Genomic DNA, 17,630 nt, shown 5'->3' with positions numbered 1-17,630 from the left:
GCCGCCCTTTCAGACCGCGGTGACACCGGCGGGCGGGCTCAGCAGGACGACGGTGTCACCCGCGTCCGCGACCGGGGTGAGCGCTTCTGTGACCGGCACGAGCCGGCCGTCCGGGCGCACCACGAACAGCAGCTCATGACCGGCCGGGACCGGGCCGCCGGAGGGCCGCGCCACCACCCGCGCCCCCGCCTCGTACCTGCGGGTCAGCTCGGGCCCGGTGAGCCCGGCACCGAAGAGCGATTCACCACCGGTGTACGGAGCCACCACCCCGTGACTCGTGGCGGGCGGCCCCAGACGGTGGACCGGGCCCTCGACGCTCTCCCGGAGGGTCATCGACGCGAGCGCGTTGAAGTCGTCCTCATCGGTGAGCAGCAGCACCCCGGTGATCCCTTCGAGCTCCGCACCCGCGCCGGTGGCCGACGCGAGCAGCTCGCCGGGCGCCAGCTTCAGCCCGGCCTGCTCGATCCGCGCCCGCTCACGGCCGGCCCCCGCCCACATCAGGACGTCCAGTCCCGATGAACGCAGGGCGCACGCCAGGTCGACCGCCCACGGCGCACCCCCGACCAGCAACGGCCTGGACCGGGCCGGGCGCAGCACGCCCAGCCGCCGGGCCACCGGGAACGCCGTCAGGCCGTACAGCATGACCGTGGCGACGATCACCACGAAGGTCGCCGGGAGGATGTGCTCGGCGCCGGCGATGTGGCTGTCGACCAGTTCGGCCGAGAACGTGGAGGCCGTCGCCGCCGCGACGATGCCGCGCGGCGCCATCCAGCCGATGAACCACCGCTCCCGGCGCGGCACATCGGTACGGAGCGTCGCGAGGTGGGCCACCAGGGGCCTGGTCACCAGGACGAGCAGTGCCACCAGTGCGAGCGAGGGAAGCACCACGTGCCGCAGGGACGCCGGTGTGACCGTGGCCGAGATGGAGATGAAGAGCAGACCGATGATCAGTGAGACCAGCGTGTCGAAGAAGGGCCGCCGTGCGGGGAGGTCCAGGCCCGGCAGATTGGCCATGGCCATCCCCATCACGACGGCGGAGATCAGGCCCGTGTCGTCGCGCAGCGCGTCACAGCCGGCCGCCACGCCGATCACGGCGGCGAACTGCACCGAGGTGGCCAGCTCCTCGCTCAGCCGCACCCGGCTCAGCAGCAGCCACAGCACGCCGGCACCGACCGCACCACCCGCCACGCCCACCGCCGTACTGGCCGCGAACCCGGCCACCTGACTGCCGAACCCCGGCCGGCCGCCCGCGAGGACCCCGTGGAAGACGAGGGCCCCCAGGATGCCGCCGACCGGGTCGATCAGCGAGCCCTCCCAGATCAGGACGCGCTGCAGGCGCTCGGTGGGCCGGACGAAGTTGAGCAGCGGCCCGACGACGGTCGGCCCGGACACGACCAGGATCGCGGAGAGCATCACCGCGGCCTGCGTGGACATGTCCAGGACCGGTACGGCGAACAGCGCGACGGACACCACGGTCAGCAGCGTCCCCAGCCAGAGCAGCCGGACCACGACCCGTCGCGTATGGCCCTTGAGCCTCCTGAGGTCCAGGCCCAGGCCGGCGTCGTAAAGGATCACCGCCACCGCCAGCGACACCAGCGGGGAGAACGCGGCGCCCAGCAGCCGTTGGGGATCGACGTCGTCGGTGAGCACACCCGCGGTGAAGCCGACGGGCAGCAGGACGAGCAGCGCCGGTACGCGCAGCCGGCTCGCCAGCAGCTGTGAGCCGACCGCGAGCACCACGATCAGTCCGATGCCCACGAGTACCTGATCCGCCGTCATCGCCGTGCCTCCTCCGGCGCGAGCGCCGGGGCAGCGGTCGCGACCCGCGGAGCACCGCGTGCGACCACCTTCCGTGGCGGCGCACGGCAGGGGCGCGAGGGCTCGCTCCGACGGGCTCCCCGACGCCCCGGTATCCGCCGTATGGGCTAACGCAGGCCGCGCGGACCGGTGCCGTACCGCTGCCGGCCGACGTCACGACCCGGGCGCACGGGTCACTTCCCGTCGTCCCAGGGGGTGCCCATCCAGCTGTCGAACGTCCGGATCAGCGCCGACAGCGCGGCCGCCAGCCGCCGGTCGACCCACTGCGCGTGCACCTGGACCTCGTCCTCGTCGGACCGGAACTCCAGCGGGACCTCCCCGCCCGCACGCCAGATGATGCGCCGCGGCCCGCGTGCCACATCACCGCTGCCGCTCAGCAGACTGCCCACACCGATGGCCACCTGGACGGGGAACAGCAGCCACCACACGTACCACCAGAAGATCCGGCCCTTGAAGCCGACAGCCTCCGGGCAGCCGGTCTGGGAGACCGTCCACCGGGTTCGCAGACCCTTGCCCGACAGGGCCTTCTCCCGCACGAGGGTGCCGACGAGTTCGCCCTGCCCGCCCCACACCTGATACACCGACACGCCCTCGCCCGCCGACGTGGTGACGACCGTGGCCAGCCGTGCACGCCGCTCCGGGCCGTCCCACATCACAAAGGAACGGGCGCCCGTCTTCCGCGCCGCGAGGTACGCGGGTATGCCGCCGGGCGGCAGTTCGCGTTCCAGGTACGCGATCACGTGGAACGGGCCGGCGGACTCGTCGGTGACGACGTGGCGGAAGCCTTCGGCCACGCCCGGCAGGATCACGTCCCCGGCCTTCCTGTCCTTGGGCAGGGCCGTCACTTTCAGGGCGCTGAGCACGTGCGACTCCTCCGTTGTCTGCGGTCGGGAAGTCGAAGCGTAGACGGGCACCTGAGAGGATCGACGCGTGGAGTCCCCAGAACCCGCCCCCGACGCCGAGCCGTTGCCCGGAACCGCTGCCGCCACCGGGCGCCGCCAGGTGCGCTGTCGCATGTGCGGCCGCCCGCTCACCGGTACGGCCTCGCGCCGTACCGGCCTCGGCCCCGCCTGCGACGCCAAACTGCACCCGGCGCCGCCGGACATCCGCACCCGTCGTCACGAGGTCGAGCAGGACCCGCTGCCGGGTACCTGAACCCTCAGGACACCGGCGCGTCCAGCCGGCGGAACAGCCCCTCCTGCACCACGGACACCAGCAGATTGCCCGCGCGGTCGTAGATCCGGCCGCGCGCCAGGCCCCGCCCGCCGGTCGCCACCGGCGACTCCTGGTCGTACAGGAACCACTCATCGGCCCGGAACGGCCGGTGGAACCACATGGCGTGGTCCAGGGACGCCATGTCGAAGCCGCGCGGCCCCCACAGCGGCTCCACCGGGATGCGCACCGCGTCCAGCAACGTCATGTCGCTCGCGTACGTCAGCGCACAGGTGTGGACGAGCGGGTCGTCACCCAGCGGACCGACCGCGCGCATCCAGACCGCGCTGCGCGGGTCCGCGCCCTTGATCTCCTCCCGCGTCCAGCGCAGCCGGTCGACGTACCTGATGTCGAACGGCTGGCGCCGCGCCATGCGCTCCAGCGCCTCCGGCAGTCCGCCCAGGTGCTCGCGCACCTCGTCGGCGACCGTCGGCAGATCGTCCGGATCGGGCACGACGCGGGCCGGCGGCAGCTGGTGCTCGAACCCGGCCGCCTCCGGGCGGTGGAAGGACGCCGTCAGATTGAAGATCGTCCGGCCCTGCTGGACGGCCGTCACCCGGCGCGTGGTGAAGGACCGGCCGTCCCTGACCCGCTCGACCTCGTAGACGATCGGCACCCCGGGACGGCCCGGCCGCAGGAAGTAGGCGTGCAGCGAATGCACCGGCCGGTCCCCGTCGGTGGTACGGCCCGCCGCCACCAGCGCCTGACCGGCCACCTGCCCGCCGAAGACCCGCTGCAGGGACTCCTCGGGACTGCGGCCGCGGAAGATGTTGACCTCGATCCGCTCCAGGTCGAGCAGGTCGACCAGACGCTCGGCGGGGTTCGTCATGCGCTTCTTCTCCACTCTCGCAGCGGCGCCGCCGTTACGGACGCGCTCACAACTGGCCCACCGAGGTGACCCGGAGAACCGCCCGGCCCTCCTCGTCGGACGCGGCCAGGTCGACCTCGGCACTGATGCCCCAGTCATGGTCGCCGTTCGGGTCGGCGAACGTCTGCCGGACCCGCCACAGCCCGTGCGCCGGGTCCTCGTCGATCTTCAGCAGCTTCGGGCCGCGGGCATCGGGCCCGGTGCCCAGCTCCTCGTACTCGTCCCAGTACGCGTCCATCGCCTCGCCCCACGCGTCCTCGTCCCAGCCCGCGTCGCCGTCGAGCTCGCCGAGGTCGCGGACCCGGTCCAGCGCGGCCAGCTCGACCCGGCGGAACATCGCGTTGCGCACCAGCACCCGGAAGGCGCGGGCGTTCGCCGTGACCGGCTTGACCTCGTCGGCCCGCTCCTGCGCCTGCTCGGCCGTCTCCACCTCGGGATTGGCGAGCTGCTCCCACTCGTCGAGGAGACTGGAGTCGACCTGACGGACCATTTCGCCGAGCCAGGCGATGAGATCCTCCAGGTCCTCGGACTTGATGTCGTCCGGGATGGTGTGCTCCAGCGCCTTGTAAGCGCTCGCGAGATAACGCAGCACAATGCCCTCGGTACGCGCCAGCTCGTAGTTCGACGTGAACTCGGTGAACGTCATCGCGCGCTCGTACATGTCACGGATCACCGACTTCGGCGACACCGGGTGGTCACTCACCCACGGGTGGCTCTGGCGGTAGACGTCGTACGCGTGCCACAGCAGCTCGCTCAGCGGCTTCGGGTACGTGACGTCCTGGAGAAGCTCCATCCGCTCCTCGTACTCGATGCCGTCGGCCTTCATCTGCCCGACCGCCTCCCCGCGCGCCTTGTTCTGCTGCGCGGCGAGGATCTGACGCGGGTCGTCGAGCGTCGACTCCACCACCGAGACCATGTCCAGCGCGTACGACGGCGAGTCGGCGTCCAGCAGTTCGAACGCCGCGAGGGCGAACGTGGACAGCGGCTGGTTCAGCGCGAAGTCCTGCTGCAGATCGACGGTGAGCCGCACGATGCGGCCCTCCGCGTCCGGCTTGTCCAGCTGCTCCACCACGCCGCCGTCCAGCAGCGAGCGGTAGATCGCGATCGCCCGGCGGATGTGGCGCAGCTGCGCCCTGCGCGGCTCGTGGTTGTCCTCCAGCAGGTGCCGCATCGCCTCGAAGGCGTTGCCGGGCCGCGCGATGACGGACAGCAGCATGGTGTGCGTGACCCGGAAACGAGAGGTCAGCGGCTCCGGATCGGACTGGATCAGCTTGTCGAAGGTGGTCTCCGACCAGGCCACGAAGCCTTCGGGCGCCTTCTTGCGGACGACCTTGCGCTTCTTCTTCGGGTCGTCACCGGCCTTCTTGACGGCCTTCTCGTTCTCGACGACGTGCTCCGGGGCCTGTGCGACGACGAAGCCCGCCGTGTCGAAGCCCGCCCGCCCGGCCCGGCCCGCGATCTGGTGGAACTCACGCGCCCGCAGCGTCCGCACCCGGGTACCGTCGTACTTGGTGAGGGCGGTGAACAGCACCGTGCGGATGGGGACGTTGACCCCGACGCCGAGCGTGTCCGTACCGCAGATGACCTTCAGGAGCCCCGCCTGCGCGAGCTTCTCGACCAGCCGCCGGTACTTCGGGAGCATGCCGGCGTGATGCACACCGATGCCGTGGCGGACGTAACGGGAAAGGTTCTGGCCGAACTTGGTGGTGAAGCGGAAGTTGCCGATGAGATCGGCGATCTTCTCCTTCTCCTCCTTGGTGCACATGTTGATGCTCATCAGCGACTGCGCCCGCTCGACGGCCGCGGCCTGGGTGAAGTGCACGATGTAGACCGGCGACTGCCTGGTGTCCAGGAGCTCGGTGATCGTCTCGGTGATCGGCGTCAGCCGGTACTCGTAACTGAGCGGGACCGGACGGGTCGCCGAACGCACCACGGAGGTGGGGCGGCCGGTGCGGCGGGTCAGGTCCTCCTCGAACATCCGGACGTCACCGAGCGTGGCCGACATCAGGACGAACTGGGCCTGCGGCAGCTCCAGGATCGGGATCTGCCACGCCCAGCCGCGGTCCTGCTCCGCGTAGAAGTGGAACTCGTCCATCACGACCTGGCCGATGTCCGCGTACTTTCCGTCACGCAGCGCGATGGAGGCCAGCACCTCGGCCGTGCAGCAGATCACCGGGGCGTCGGCGTTGACCGAGGCGTCGCCGGTGAGCATGCCGACGTTCTCCGTACCGAACAGCTTGCACAGGTCGAAGAACTTCTCCGAGACCAGGGCCTTGATCGGGGCGGTGTAGAACGTGACCTTGTCCTGGGCCAGCGCGGTGAAGTGCGCACCCGCCGCGACCAGGCTCTTCCCGGAGCCGGTGGGCGTGGAAAGGATCACGTTCGCCCCGGAGACCACCTCGATCAGCGCCTCCTCCTGAGCGGGATAGAGGGTGATGCCCTGCGTCTCGGTCCATGACGAGAAAGCCTCGAAGAGGGCGTCGGGGTCGTCGGTCGGGGGCAGCTGATCGATAAGGGTCACGCCCCCATCTTGCCTGTCTTCCACCCCGATGAGGGAACCGGACGACCGCGCGAAGATCACGGGCGATACGCTGCCCTCTCAACTCGGCCGCACCACAACGATGATGGCCGGAACATGTGCACAGGCGATACCTGTCACTACCTATCGATTTCTACGGGGGCGGAAACAGCCATGATGGGACCGGCACACTCTCTGTCAGGAGCAGCGGCCTGGCTGGGGGTGGGCGCGGCCGCGGCTGCCGCGGGACACACCATGCCGTGGCCCGTCCTGGTCGTCGGCGCGCTGATCACCGCGGGCGCGGCACTCGCCCCGGACCTCGACCACAAGTCGGCGACCATCTCGCGCGCCTTCGGACCGGTCTCCCGCGGGCTCTGCGAGATCGTCGACACGCTCTCGCACGCCGTCTACAAGGCCACGAAGATGCGGGGCGACTCGAACCGCAACGGCGGTCACCGGACGCTGACCCACACCTGGCTGTGGGCGGTCCTGATAGGAGCGGGCGCCTCCGCCGCGGCGATCACCGGCGGCCGCTGGGCGGTGCTGGCGATCCTCTTCGTCCACCTGGTGCTCGCCGTCGAGGGACTGCTCTGGCGGGCCGCCCGGATGTCCAGCGACGTCCTGGTGTGGCTGCTCGGCGCGACCAGCGCGTGGATTCTGGCCGGCGTCCTGGACAAGCCGGGCAACGGCTCGGACTGGCTGTTCAACGCACCCGGCCAGGAGTACCTCTGGCTCGGGCTGCCGATCGTGCTGGGCGCCCTCGTCCACGACATCGGCGACGCGCTGACCGTCTCCGGCTGCCCGATCCTGTGGCCGATCCCGGTCGGCCGCAAGCGCTGGTACCCGATCGGCCCGCCCAAGGCCATGCGGTTCAGGGCCGGCAGCTGGGTGGAGCTGAAGGTACTGATGCCGGTCTTCATGGTGCTCGGGGGAGTGGGCGGAGCCGCCGCGATGAACTTCATCTGACGCACCCCTGCCGAGCTCCGGCACGACGGCGCCCCGGGCGGATTCACTTCCGCCCGGGGCGCCGTTCGCCATGACGGCGGAGCTGCGGGCCGGGTGCGCCCTTCCGTGCCGTCACGTTCCGGCCGGGTCAGCCGTGCCAGGACCGCCACAGCGCCGCGTACGCGCCGTCCGCCGCCACCAGCTCGTCATGACTGCCCAGCTCGCTGATCCGGCCCTGTTCGACGACGGCGATCACGTCCGCGTCGTGCGCCGTGTGCAGCCGGTGGGCGATCGCCACGACCGTACGGCCGTCCAGCACCCGCGCCAGCGAACGCTCCAGATGGCGGGCCGCCCGCGGGTCGAGCAGCGACGTCGCCTCGTCCAGCACCAGCGTGTGCGGATCGGCCAGCACCAGCCGGGCCAGTGCGATCTGCTGGGCCTGGGCCGGAGTGACGGCCAGACCGCCCGAGCCGACCTCGGAGTCCAGTCCCGCCTCCAGAGCCCTCGCCCAGCCGTCCGCGTCGACCGCGGCGAGGGACGCCCACAGATCCGCGTCCTGCGCCCCGGTGCGGGCCAGCAGCAGGTTGTCCCGCAGCGAGCCGACGAACACATGGTGCTCCTGGTTGACCAGCGCCACATGGGTACGGACCTGCTCCGTCGTCATCCGTGACAGCCGCGCACCCCCCAGCGTGACCTCACCGGTCCGCGGGGCGTAGATCCCGGCCAGCAGCCGGCCCAGCGTGGACTTGCCCGCACCGGACGGGCCGACCAGCGCCAGGCGCGTGCCCGGGGGGACATCCAGCGACACCTTGTGCAGCACGTCGAGGCCGGCGCGGTAGCCGAAGTGCACCTCGTCGGCACGCACGTCCCGGCCGTCCGGGGACACCGTGGCATCTCCCGCGTCGGGCTCGATGTCGCGGACGCCCACGAGACGGGCCAGCGACACCTGGGCGACCTGCAACTCGTCGTACCAGCGCAGGATCAGACCGATCGGATCGACCATCATCTGCGCGAGCAGGGCACCCGTCGTCAGCTGACCGACGCTGAGCCAGCCCTCGATGACGAACCAGCCGCCGAGCATCAGGACCGCGCCGAGAATCGTCACGTAGGTGACATTGATGACGGGGAAGAGCACGGACCGCAGGAACAGCGTGTACCGCTCCCATCCCGTCCATTCCTTGATCCGCCGGTCCGACAGGGCGACCCGGCGCGCCCCCAGACGGTGCGCCTCCACGGTCCGCCCGGCATCCACCGTCTCCGCGAGCATCGCCGCGACCGCCGCGTAACCGGCGGCCTCCGAACGGTAGGCCGACGGCGCCCGGCGGAAGTACCAGCGGCAGCCGAGGATCAGCACCGGCAGCGCGAGGAGTACCGACAGGGCCAGCGGGGGAGCGGTGACGGCGAGCGCGGCAAGCAGCAGCCCCGCCCACACCACACCGATGGCCAGCTGCGGCACCGCCTCACGCATGGCGTTGGCCAGCCGGTCGATGTCCGTGGTGATCCGGGACAGCAGGTCACCCGTCCCGGCCCGCTCCAGCACACCCGGGGGCAGCCGGACCGAACGCACGAGGAAGTCCTCGCGCAGATCGGCCAGTATCTCCTCACCGAGCATCGCGCTGCGCAGCCGCATCATCCGGGTGACCACGGTCTGCACGACCAGCGCCAGCCCGAAGACCGCCGCGGTGCGCTCCAGATGGAGGTCGGTGACCCCGTCGGACAGGTCCTCGACCAGTCCGCCCAGCAGATACGGGCCCACGATCGAGGAGATCACCGCGACCGTGTTGAGCAGGGTGACCACGGTGAACGGCCGCCGGTGGCGCCGGATCAGTTCCCGCACGTAGGCCCGTACGGTCGTGGGGGTGCCGACCGGCAGGGTCGTGGCCGACTCCGGGGCGGCCGGGTCGTACGACGGTGGTGCGACGCCGATCATGCCCTCTCCTCGATTTCCTCGCTCGTGCTGATGTCCTCGCCCCTGCCCGCTGCGGACGGGGCGGCGATCTCGTCGTCCGTCTCACGGGTGACGACCGCCCGGTACCGCGGCTCGCTGCGCAGCAGATCGCGATGGGTGCCGACCGCCACCACGGAGCCCCGGTGGACCAGTGCCACCCGGTCGGCCACGTCGAGCAGCAGCGGGGAGGAGGCGAACGCGACCGTCGTACGGTCCTTGCGCAGCGCCTTGATGCCCGCGGCGACCCGCGCCTCCGTGTGCGAGTCGACGGCGGACGTCGGCTCGTCGAGCACCAGCGCCTGCGGATCGGTCACCAGCGACCGGGCCAGGGCGAGCCGCTGACGCTGCCCGCCCGAGAGCGACCGGCCGCGTTCGGTGATCCGGGTACTCATCGGGTCACCGCCGGAGTGGACCGACGCCTGCGCCAGCGCGTCCAGGACGTCACCGCAGTGCGCGGCCGACAACGCCTCCTCGGCAGCCACCCGGCCGGACGACGGCACGTCCAGCAGTTCGCGCAGGGTCCCGGAGAGCAGCACCGGGTCCTTGTCCTGGACCAGAACGGCGGTCCGTGCCGCGTCCAGTTCCAGCTCGTCCAGGGGTACGCCCCCGAGCAGGACCGAGGGCTGCTCAGTGGCCGCCGCCGCGCCCTCGGCCTCTTCCTCCTGCACCAGGGCCGGGGGGTGGCCGCCCAGCCGGTCCGCCAGCCGGCCCGCCTCGTCCGGGTCGCCGCAGACCACCACGGTGAACAGACCCTCCGGTGCCAGCAGCCCGGTGACCGGGTCGTACAGATCCCCGGCCGGAGCGGCGTCGACCGTCGACGGCCGGGCGACCCGGCTCAGCGAGAGCACCCGGACGGCGCGCTGCGCGGACGGGCGCGAGAAGGAGTAGGCCATCGCGATCTCCTCGACGTGCCGCAGAGGAAAGAGCATCAGCGTCGCCGCGCTGTACACCGTCACCAGCTGGCCGACCTCGATCTTCCCGTCACGGGCCAGCGCGGCGCCGTGGGTGACCAGGGCGATCAGCAGCAGGCCCGGCAGCAGCACCTGGATCGCCGAGATCAGCGACCACATCCGCGCGGTGCGCACGGCGGCCTTGCGGACCTCCTGCGAGGCGCGGCGGTAGCGCTCCAGGAACAGTTCCTCGCCGCCGATGCCGCGAAGGACGCGCAGCCCGGCAACGGTGTCCGAGGCCAGCTCGGTGGCCTTGCCGGCCTTCTCCCGCTGGGCGTCGGCGCGGCGGGTGGCGCGGGGCAGGAGCGGCAGTACGCCCAGGGCGAGCAGCGGCATGGCGAGTGCCACGAGCACGCCCAGCGAGGGCAGGTAGAGGATCAGTCCGACGCAGATGATGACCAGGGCGGCAGCGGCGGCGGCGAAGCGGGAGAACGCCTCGACGAACCAGCCCATTTTCTCCACGTCGCCGGTGGATACCGCGACAACCTCGCCCGCGGCGACCCGGCGGGTCAGCGCCGAGCCGAGCTCCGCGGTCTTGCGGGCCAGCAGCTGCTGGACCCGGGCGGAGGCGGTGATCCAGTTGGTGACAGCGGTCCGGTGGAGCATCGTGTCACCGACGGCGATCAGCACGCCGAGTACCGCGATCATGCCCCCGGACATCGCGAGGCGGCCGCCCGAGCGGTCGACGACCGACTGGACGGCGAATCCGACGGCAAGCGGCAGGCCGGCGAGGGAGCACTGGTGCAGCAGGCCCCAGGACATGGACTTGAGCTGGCCGCGGATCTGATTGCGGCCGAGCCAGAGCAGAAAGCGAGGGCCCGACCGGACATCGGGATCGCCGGGATCCGAGTACGGAAGATCGCGAATGTGCATGACGTCCCAAAGATCGTAAGGAGCTGAGATCCGTGGGGGGATCTCCAGAAGCACGTGGGGGAACAGGCAGGAAGGACAGCTGGGATAACAAACCGTCCAAGCTTCGCGTGCCATGGTGATTGGGGCAAACCCTTTTGCGGTCGGCGACGGTGACGACGGTGACGGCTTCAGGGACGGCGACGTCGACCGTGGGACGCGCAGGGGCTGCCGGACGGCGCGGCAGCAACGGCCGCGCGGTGCACGGGTAAAGTTTCGGCACGCATTCGCCGGCCTCCGTACGGCCGGGCGCAATCCGATGCCCCCGGGGTGCGAGCATGGGCGGATGCATATAGCCGGTGCGGTACGAGTGGTGGTCTCGGCGGCCGCCTGCGGTGTTCTCCTCACGACCCTGGCGTCGTGCGGCGACGGGCAGGACGCGAAGACGAGGGGCGCACGGTCCGGCGGTGCCCAGAAGGACAAGCCCCGGACCGTCGATCTCAAGCGCATCCCGGACGTGGGCGACCGGCTGCAGTCGCAGATCCCGTCCAACTCCCGCCAGGTCGTGGCCGTCTACGGGGCGGGCAGGAACTCGGCGGACTCCACGGTCGTGCTGTACACCAAGTCCGGTTCCACCTGGGACAGGGCCGCCGGCTGGAAGGGCCACAACGGCAAGAAGGGCTGGACGGCCGACCATCACGAGAACGACAAGCGCAGCCCGGTCGGCGTCTTCACCCTCACCGACGCGGGCGGTGTGCTGCCCGATCCCGGCGCACTGCTCCCGTACACCGAGACGGCGTCCATCCAGGCCCCGCACTACTGGGCCAAGTCCCACTGGAACGACTTCGACTACGTCATCGCGATCGACTACAACCGGGTCAAGGGCACCGCGCCCAACGACCCGACCCGCCCGCAGGGCCAGTCCAAGGGCGGCAGCATCTGGCTGCACATGGACCACGGCAGCGGCACGTCGGCCTGTGTGAGCATGCCGAAGGCGGCCATGGAGAAGCTGCTGCGCACCCTGGACCCGAAGCAGAACCCGGTCGTCGTGATGGGCGACCGCGCCAGTCTCCGGGCCTGACGCCGGCCGCCCGGGCCGCTACCGGCCCGGGCCCGGGCGGGTCGCCCGCTCGAGTTCCATCAGCACCGAGTAGTAGGAACGGCCCGTCGCCCTGTCCATCCCGATCTCGCACATCCGGTTGGCCGACAGATAGGTGTCGTACTCCCGGGTGTTCACCTCGGCGGCCTCCTTCGCCGTAGCCGAGGCCGTCAGTTCGGGGTGCAGCATGCCCCGGTCGCCCGCGAAGCCGCAGCACGCGGCGTCGTCCGGGATCACGACCTCCTGGGCACAGGCCTCCGCGACCGCGCGCAACTGGCCGACATCGTCCAGATGTTCCATCGAGCACGTCGGGTGCAGAACCGCTGAAGCGGCCTTCCGCAGCACCGTCAGCTCCGGCAGGAGCTCGTCCGCCGCCCAGACGAGGGAGTCGACCACCGTCAGCTCGCGGTGCAACTCCCGGTTGTCCTCGGTCAGATACGGCACGACCTCATGGGCGATGCCCAGGGTGCACGAGGAGGCGTCGACGACCAGCGGCAGCTTCCCGCCGGCCGTCCAGCCCCAGGCGGCCTCGACGATCCGGTTGGCCATCACGGCGTTTCCGGCGTCGTACCCCTTGGAATGCCAGATCGTCGCGCAGCACGTCCCCGCGACGTCGTCCGGGATCCAGACGGGCTTTCCGGCGCGCCCCGACACGGCGACCACGGCCTGCGGCAGGGACGGGCCGCGATGCCCCTCGGGGCCGCCGAAGATGCGATTGACGCAGGCCGGGTAGTAGACCGCGCTCGCCCCCGCCCTGGCGGTGCGGGGCAGCTTCCGGGCCGCGGCGCCGGGGATCTCCGGCAGCCACTCGGGTACGAGATCGGGGCGTACGGCCCTGCGGGCCAGACCGGTGACGCCTGCGAGCAGCCGGTCGTCGATCCGGCCCGCAGCGGCCACCGCGAGGCGCGCCGCGGCCTCCACGGCGCGGAAGTTCTTCGCGGTGAGGGCTGCGACGCGCTCCTCGCGGGGGGAGTGCCGCCGATGGCGGAAGTCCTTCATCATGGCGCCCGTGTCGATCCCGACGGGACAGGCGAGCTTGCAGGTGGAGTCACCGGCGCAGGTGTCCACGGCGTCGTAGCCGTAGGAGCCGAGCAGTTCCTTCTCCACCGGTGAACCGTCCGGCTGCCGCATCATCTCCCTGCGCAGCACGATGCGCTGGCGCGGCGAGGTGGTCAGGTCGTGGCTCGGGCAGGTCGGTTCGCAGAAGCCGCACTCGATGCAGGGGTCGGCCACGGCTTCGACCTGGGGAATGGTTTTCAGCCCGCGCAGATGGGCTCTCGGGTCGCGGTCCAGGACGATCCGGGGTGCCAGCACTCCGTCGGGGTCGATGACCTGCTTCGTGCGCCACATCAGCTCGGTCGCCCGCGGGCCCCACTCCAGCTCCAGGAACGGGGCGATATTGCGTCCGGTGGCGTGCTCAGCCTTGAGCGATCCGTCGAACCGCTCCACGGTCAGCCGGCAGAAGTCCGCCATGAACGCGGCGTACCGGTCGACGTCGGACGGCTTCGCCGCGTCGAACGCGAGCAGGAAGTGGAGGTTGCCGTGGGCGGCGTGGCCCGCGACGGCTGCGTCGAAACCGTGCTCGGCCTGGAGCTCCAGCAGCGCCTCGCAGGCGTCGGCCAGCCGGGAGGGCGGGACCGCGAAGTCCTCCGTGATCAGCGTCGTGCCCGACGGCCTGGAGCCGCCGACCGCGGTGACGAACGCCTTGCGGGCCTTCCAGTAGCCGGAGATGGTCCGGGCGTCCCGGGTGAACTCGTTGGTCACCGAGGTGACGGGCCGGACCAGCTCCAGCTGCCGCACGACGTCGGCCGCCGCCCGCTCGTACACCTCCTGGGCCGCCTCGTCCGGGGCCCGGAACTCCACCAGCAGCGCCGCGGTCTCCTTCGGCAGCCCGGCCCAGTCGGCCGGCACCCCCTGGACGCGGACGGACGCGCGCAGGGTGTTGCCGTCCATCAGCTCCACGGCGATGGCGCCCGCCTCGTTGAACAGCGGGACGGCGGCCGCCGCCGCCGTCAGGGACGGGAAGAAGAGAAGCGCGGTCGAGACCCGGCGGTCCAGCGGGAGCGTGTCGAAGACGACCTCCGAGATGAAACCGAAGGTCCCCTCCGAACCGACCATGAGCCCCCGCAGGATCTCCACGGGTGTCGAGCCGTCCAGGAACGCGTCGAGCCGGTAGCCGTTGGTGTTCTTGATCTCGTACTTGGCCCGGATCCGGGCGGTGAGCGCGGCATCGGCCTCGATCTCCGCCTTGAGTGCGAGCAGCCCCGCGCAGAGCCGCGGCTCCGCATGGGCCAGATCCTCGTCCGCCGCCGGGTCGCCGGTGTCCACGACGGTGCCGCTGGGCAGCACGAAGGTGAGCGAGGAGACGGTCCGGTACGAATTCCGGCGTGTGCCGGCGGTCATCCCGGAGGCGTTGTTGGCGACGACTCCGCCGATCGTGCAGGCGATCGCGCTGGCCGGGTCGGGGCCCAGCAGCCGGCCGTGCCGGGCGAGGGTGGCATTGGCCCGCATCACGGTCGTCCCCGGGCGGATCCGGGCCCGCGCGCCGTCGTCCAGGACCTCGATGCCCGCCCAGTGGTGCCGTACGTCGACGAGGATGTCCTCACCCTGCGCCTGGCCGTTGAGGCTGGTGCCGGCGGCCCGGAACACGACGTTGCGGCCCTTGCCGTGGGCGTACGACAGGATCGCGGAGATGTCGTCGATGTCCTCGGGGACGACGACCACCTGGGGCACGAACCGGTAAGGACTGGCGTCGGAGGCGTAGCGGACCAGGTCGGAGATCTTCCAGAGCACCTTCTGCGGGCCCAGCAGCGCGGTCAGCTCGCCGCGCAGCGGTTCGGGTGTGCCCGGCGCCTGCGCGTCGGGCACCCGGTCGTGGGAGGGCGCCCGCCCCGCGCCGGGGCGGAGTGCTTCCGGGTTCGGCTCCAGCAGTGGCATCTCGGATCCCCTCGGCGGCTCGGCGCGGTGCCCCGCACCCGGTCAGCAGCGGCGCTCCGGCATTCCGTTGACCAGAGCGGTCAGCAGACCGCCGAGCACCTCACGCTGATCGGCGGTCAATGGAGCCAGGATCTCCTCTGCGGCCGCCCGGCGCGCGTTGCGCAGCGACCGGAGAGTGGCGACGCCCTCGTCGGTGATCTCGATCCGGACCACCCGGCGGCTGTCCGAGTCGGGGGCGCGGCGCACCCGGCCGCTGGCCTCCAGGCCGTCCACCAGCGTGGTCACGGCGCGCGGGACGACGTCGAGACGCTGCGCGAGATCCGCCATCCGCGGCGGGCCGTCGTAGTGCGCGACCGTGCGCAGCAGCCGGAACTGCGCGGGGGTGATGCCGATCGGCTCCAGCTGACGGCTCTGAATGCGCTGGAGCCTGCGGGTCAGCCGCAGCAGCTGTTCGGCGAGCACGCCGTCGGGGTCGGGGGAATCCATACCAGGAACAATATCAGGACCTTGTTCATTGTGAGTATAGGTAACAATGAGCTATGCTCTCATCCGTTCGACTGTCACGGGCTGCGATCCCTGCGCCCCGGACGGCCGCAGACCGGGGCGCGCCACGCCGTACCAGCAGGCCGTTCCCGTTCCCCGTTGTCGCACGTCCGACGAAGGAGCCCATGAAACCCGACGAACCCACGTGGACACCCCCGAACCGGGATGCCGCCCAGCCGCCCGCCGAGCTGCGCCGCATCCTCCGCCTCTTCCACCCGTACCGCGGCCGCCTCGCGGTGGTCGGACTGCTCGTCGGCGCCTCGTCGCTGGTGTCGGTCGCCTCGCCGTTCCTGCTGCGCGAGATCCTCGACACAGCCATCCCGCAGGGGCGGACCGGGCTGCTCTCGCTGCTCGCCCTCGGGATGATCCTGACCGCTGTGATGAACAGCGTCTTCGGCGTGCTGCAGACGCTCATCTCCACCACCGTCGGCCAGCGGGTCATGCACGACCTGCGCACCGCCGTCTACACACAGCTCCAGCGGATGCCGCTCGCCTTCTTCACCAGGACCCGCACCGGCGAGGTCCAGTCCCGGATCGCCAACGACATCGGGGGCATGCAGGCCACCGTCACCTCGACGGCGACCTCGCTGGTCTCCAACCTCACCGCCGTCATCGCCACGGTCGTCGCCATGCTGGCGCTCGACTGGCGGCTCACCGTCGTCTCGCTGCTCCTGCTGCCGGTCTTCGTCTGGATCAGCCGCCGGGTCGGCCGCGAGCGCAAGAAGATCACCACCCAGCGCCAGAAGCAGATGGCGGCCATGGCCGCCACGGTCACCGAATCGCTCTCCGTCAGCGGCATCCTGCTCGGCCGCACCATGGGCCGCTCGGACTCGCTCACCAAGGGCTTCGCCGAGGAGTCCGAGCGGCTGGTCGACCTCGAAGTGCGCTCCAGCATGGCCGGACGCTGGCGGATGTCGACGATCGGCATCGTCATGGCCGCCATGCCGGCCGTCATCTACTGGGCCGCCGGTATCGCCCTTCAGTCCGGTGGGCCGGACGTCTCCATCGGTACGCTCGTCGCGTTCGTCTCGCTCCAGCAGGGCCTCTTCCGGCCCGCCGTGAGCCTGCTCTCCACCGGGGTGCAGATGCAGACCTCCCTCGCCCTCTTCCAGCGGATCTTCGAATACCTCGACCTGACGGTGGACATCACCGAGCCGGAGAAGCCGGTACACCTGGAGAAGATCCGCGGTGAGGTGCGCTTCGAGGACGTCGACTTCAGTTACGACGAGAAGAGCGGCCCGACGCTCAGCGGTGTCGATGTGACCGTGCCCGCCGGCGCCAGCCTGGCCGTCGTCGGCCCCACCGGTTCCGGCAAGTCGACGCTCAGCTATCTGGTACCGAGGCTGTACGACGTCACCGGCGGCCGGGTCACTCTCGACGGCGTCGACGTACGCGATCTGGACTTCGACACCCTCGCGCGGGCCGTCGGGGTGGTCTCCCAGGAGACGTACCTCTTCCATGCCTCCGTCGCCGAGAATCTGCGGTTCGCCAAGCCCGATGCGACCGAGGCCGAGATCGAGGCGGCGGCACGTGCGGCGCAGATCCACGACCACATCGCCTCGCTGCCCGACGGGTACGACACCCTGGTCGGTGAACGCGGCTACCGCTTCTCCGGCGGCGAGAAGCAGCGCCTGGCCATCGCCCGCACGATTCTGCGCGATCCGCCGGTCCTGATCCTCGACGAGGCGACGAGCGCGCTCGACACGCGTACCGAATTCGCCGTGCAGGAAGCGATCGACTCCCTTTCCGCCGGGCGTACCACGATCACCATCGCCCACCGGCTCTCCACCGTGCGTGATGCCGACCAGATCGTGGTCCTGGACGGCGGCCGGACCGCCGAACGCGGCAGCCATGAAGAGCTGCTCCAGAAGGACGGACGCTATGCCGCGCTGGTCCGCAGGGACTCCCAACTCGCCCCCGTAGCAGGCTGACCGGCCGCAGTG

Annotated in this window: 12 protein-coding genes; 4 read left to right on the top strand and 8 right to left on the bottom strand. The window is 71.0% G+C overall.

Features of this window, described 5'->3' with window-relative positions:
- Nucleotides 1-9: 9 nt before the first annotated feature.
- Both OG782_RS04155 and OG782_RS04150 read right to left on the bottom strand, forming a co-directional pair.
- Nucleotides 10-1,779 (bottom strand): cation:proton antiporter, encoded by a 1,770-nt coding sequence (locus OG782_RS04155; RefSeq protein ID WP_406448027.1) that lies wholly within the window; start codon nucleotides 1,777-1,779, stop codon nucleotides 10-12.
- A 212-nt stretch (nucleotides 1,780-1,991) separates the two neighbouring features.
- Entirely contained in the window at nucleotides 1,992-2,681 is a 690-nt protein-coding gene (locus OG782_RS04150) for a hypothetical protein (protein WP_406448026.1), read from the bottom strand.
- 67 nt (nucleotides 2,682-2,748) lie between these two features.
- Between OG782_RS04150 and OG782_RS04145 the strand changes: the two genes are divergently transcribed.
- The gene (locus OG782_RS04145; protein WP_406448025.1) at nucleotides 2,749-2,973 is read left to right on the top strand and encodes a DUF6011 domain-containing protein; all 225 of its coding nucleotides are present in this window, start codon (nucleotides 2,749-2,751) and stop codon (nucleotides 2,971-2,973) included.
- A gap of 4 nt (nucleotides 2,974-2,977) precedes the next feature.
- Here the strand turns inward: OG782_RS04145 and OG782_RS04140 are convergent, their stop codons facing one another.
- Together OG782_RS04140 and OG782_RS04135 are read right to left on the bottom strand one after the other, a co-directional pair.
- The gene (locus OG782_RS04140) at nucleotides 2,978-3,859 is read right to left on the bottom strand and encodes an acyl-CoA thioesterase (protein WP_406448024.1); all 882 of its coding nucleotides are present in this window, start codon (nucleotides 3,857-3,859) and stop codon (nucleotides 2,978-2,980) included.
- A gap of 46 nt (nucleotides 3,860-3,905) precedes the next feature.
- A complete protein-coding gene (locus tag OG782_RS04135; RefSeq protein ID WP_406448023.1) occupies nucleotides 3,906-6,419 on the bottom strand; it encodes a DEAD/DEAH box helicase in 2,514 nt (837 codons plus the stop codon).
- A gap of 171 nt (nucleotides 6,420-6,590) precedes the next feature.
- On the opposite strand from OG782_RS04135, the gene OG782_RS04130 reads away from it, so the two are divergent.
- Nucleotides 6,591-7,382 (top strand): metal-dependent hydrolase, encoded by a 792-nt coding sequence (locus OG782_RS04130; protein ID WP_406448022.1) that lies wholly within the window; start codon nucleotides 6,591-6,593, stop codon nucleotides 7,380-7,382.
- 127 nt (nucleotides 7,383-7,509) lie between these two features.
- Here OG782_RS04130 and OG782_RS04125 read toward each other — a convergent pair whose 3' ends face one another.
- Nucleotides 7,510-9,291, bottom strand: a complete 1,782-nt coding sequence (locus OG782_RS04125) for an ABC transporter ATP-binding protein (protein WP_406448021.1) — start codon at nucleotides 9,289-9,291, stop codon at nucleotides 7,510-7,512.
- Nucleotides 9,288-11,132 (bottom strand): ABC transporter transmembrane domain-containing protein, encoded by a 1,845-nt coding sequence (locus OG782_RS04120; protein ID WP_406448020.1) that lies wholly within the window; start codon nucleotides 11,130-11,132, stop codon nucleotides 9,288-9,290. The genes OG782_RS04125 and OG782_RS04120 overlap by 4 nt, the downstream gene beginning before the upstream one ends.
- A 322-nt stretch (nucleotides 11,133-11,454) precedes the next feature.
- On the opposite strand from OG782_RS04120, the gene OG782_RS04115 reads away from it, so the two are divergent.
- Nucleotides 11,455-12,189, top strand: coding sequence for a L,D-transpeptidase family protein (locus OG782_RS04115; protein ID WP_406448019.1), 735 nt, complete (start codon nucleotides 11,455-11,457; stop codon nucleotides 12,187-12,189).
- 18 nt (nucleotides 12,190-12,207) lie between these two features.
- On the opposite strand, the gene OG782_RS04110 is transcribed toward OG782_RS04115, so the two are convergent.
- Together OG782_RS04110 and OG782_RS04105 are read right to left on the bottom strand one after the other, a co-directional pair.
- Nucleotides 12,208-15,144 (bottom strand): FAD-binding and (Fe-S)-binding domain-containing protein, encoded by a 2,937-nt coding sequence (locus OG782_RS04110; protein WP_406448018.1) that lies wholly within the window; start codon nucleotides 15,142-15,144, stop codon nucleotides 12,208-12,210.
- 42 nt (nucleotides 15,145-15,186) lie between these two features.
- Nucleotides 15,187-15,630 (bottom strand): MarR family winged helix-turn-helix transcriptional regulator, encoded by a 444-nt coding sequence (locus tag OG782_RS04105; RefSeq protein ID WP_406448017.1) that lies wholly within the window; start codon nucleotides 15,628-15,630, stop codon nucleotides 15,187-15,189.
- A 182-nt stretch (nucleotides 15,631-15,812) separates the two neighbouring features.
- Here OG782_RS04105 and OG782_RS04100 point away from each other — a divergent pair, with 182 nt between their 5' ends.
- Nucleotides 15,813-17,618, top strand: a complete 1,806-nt coding sequence (locus OG782_RS04100; RefSeq protein ID WP_406448016.1) for an ABC transporter ATP-binding protein — start codon at nucleotides 15,813-15,815, stop codon at nucleotides 17,616-17,618.
- The last annotated feature ends 12 nt before the right edge of the window (nucleotides 17,619-17,630 follow it).

Origin of the sequence: Streptomyces sp. NBC_00876 (genome assembly GCF_045207435.1) — a bacterium.
In the GTDB taxonomy this organism is placed as follows: Bacteria; Actinomycetota; Actinomycetes; order Streptomycetales; family Streptomycetaceae; genus Streptomyces.
This window is presented reverse-complemented; position numbering and strand designations above follow the sequence as displayed.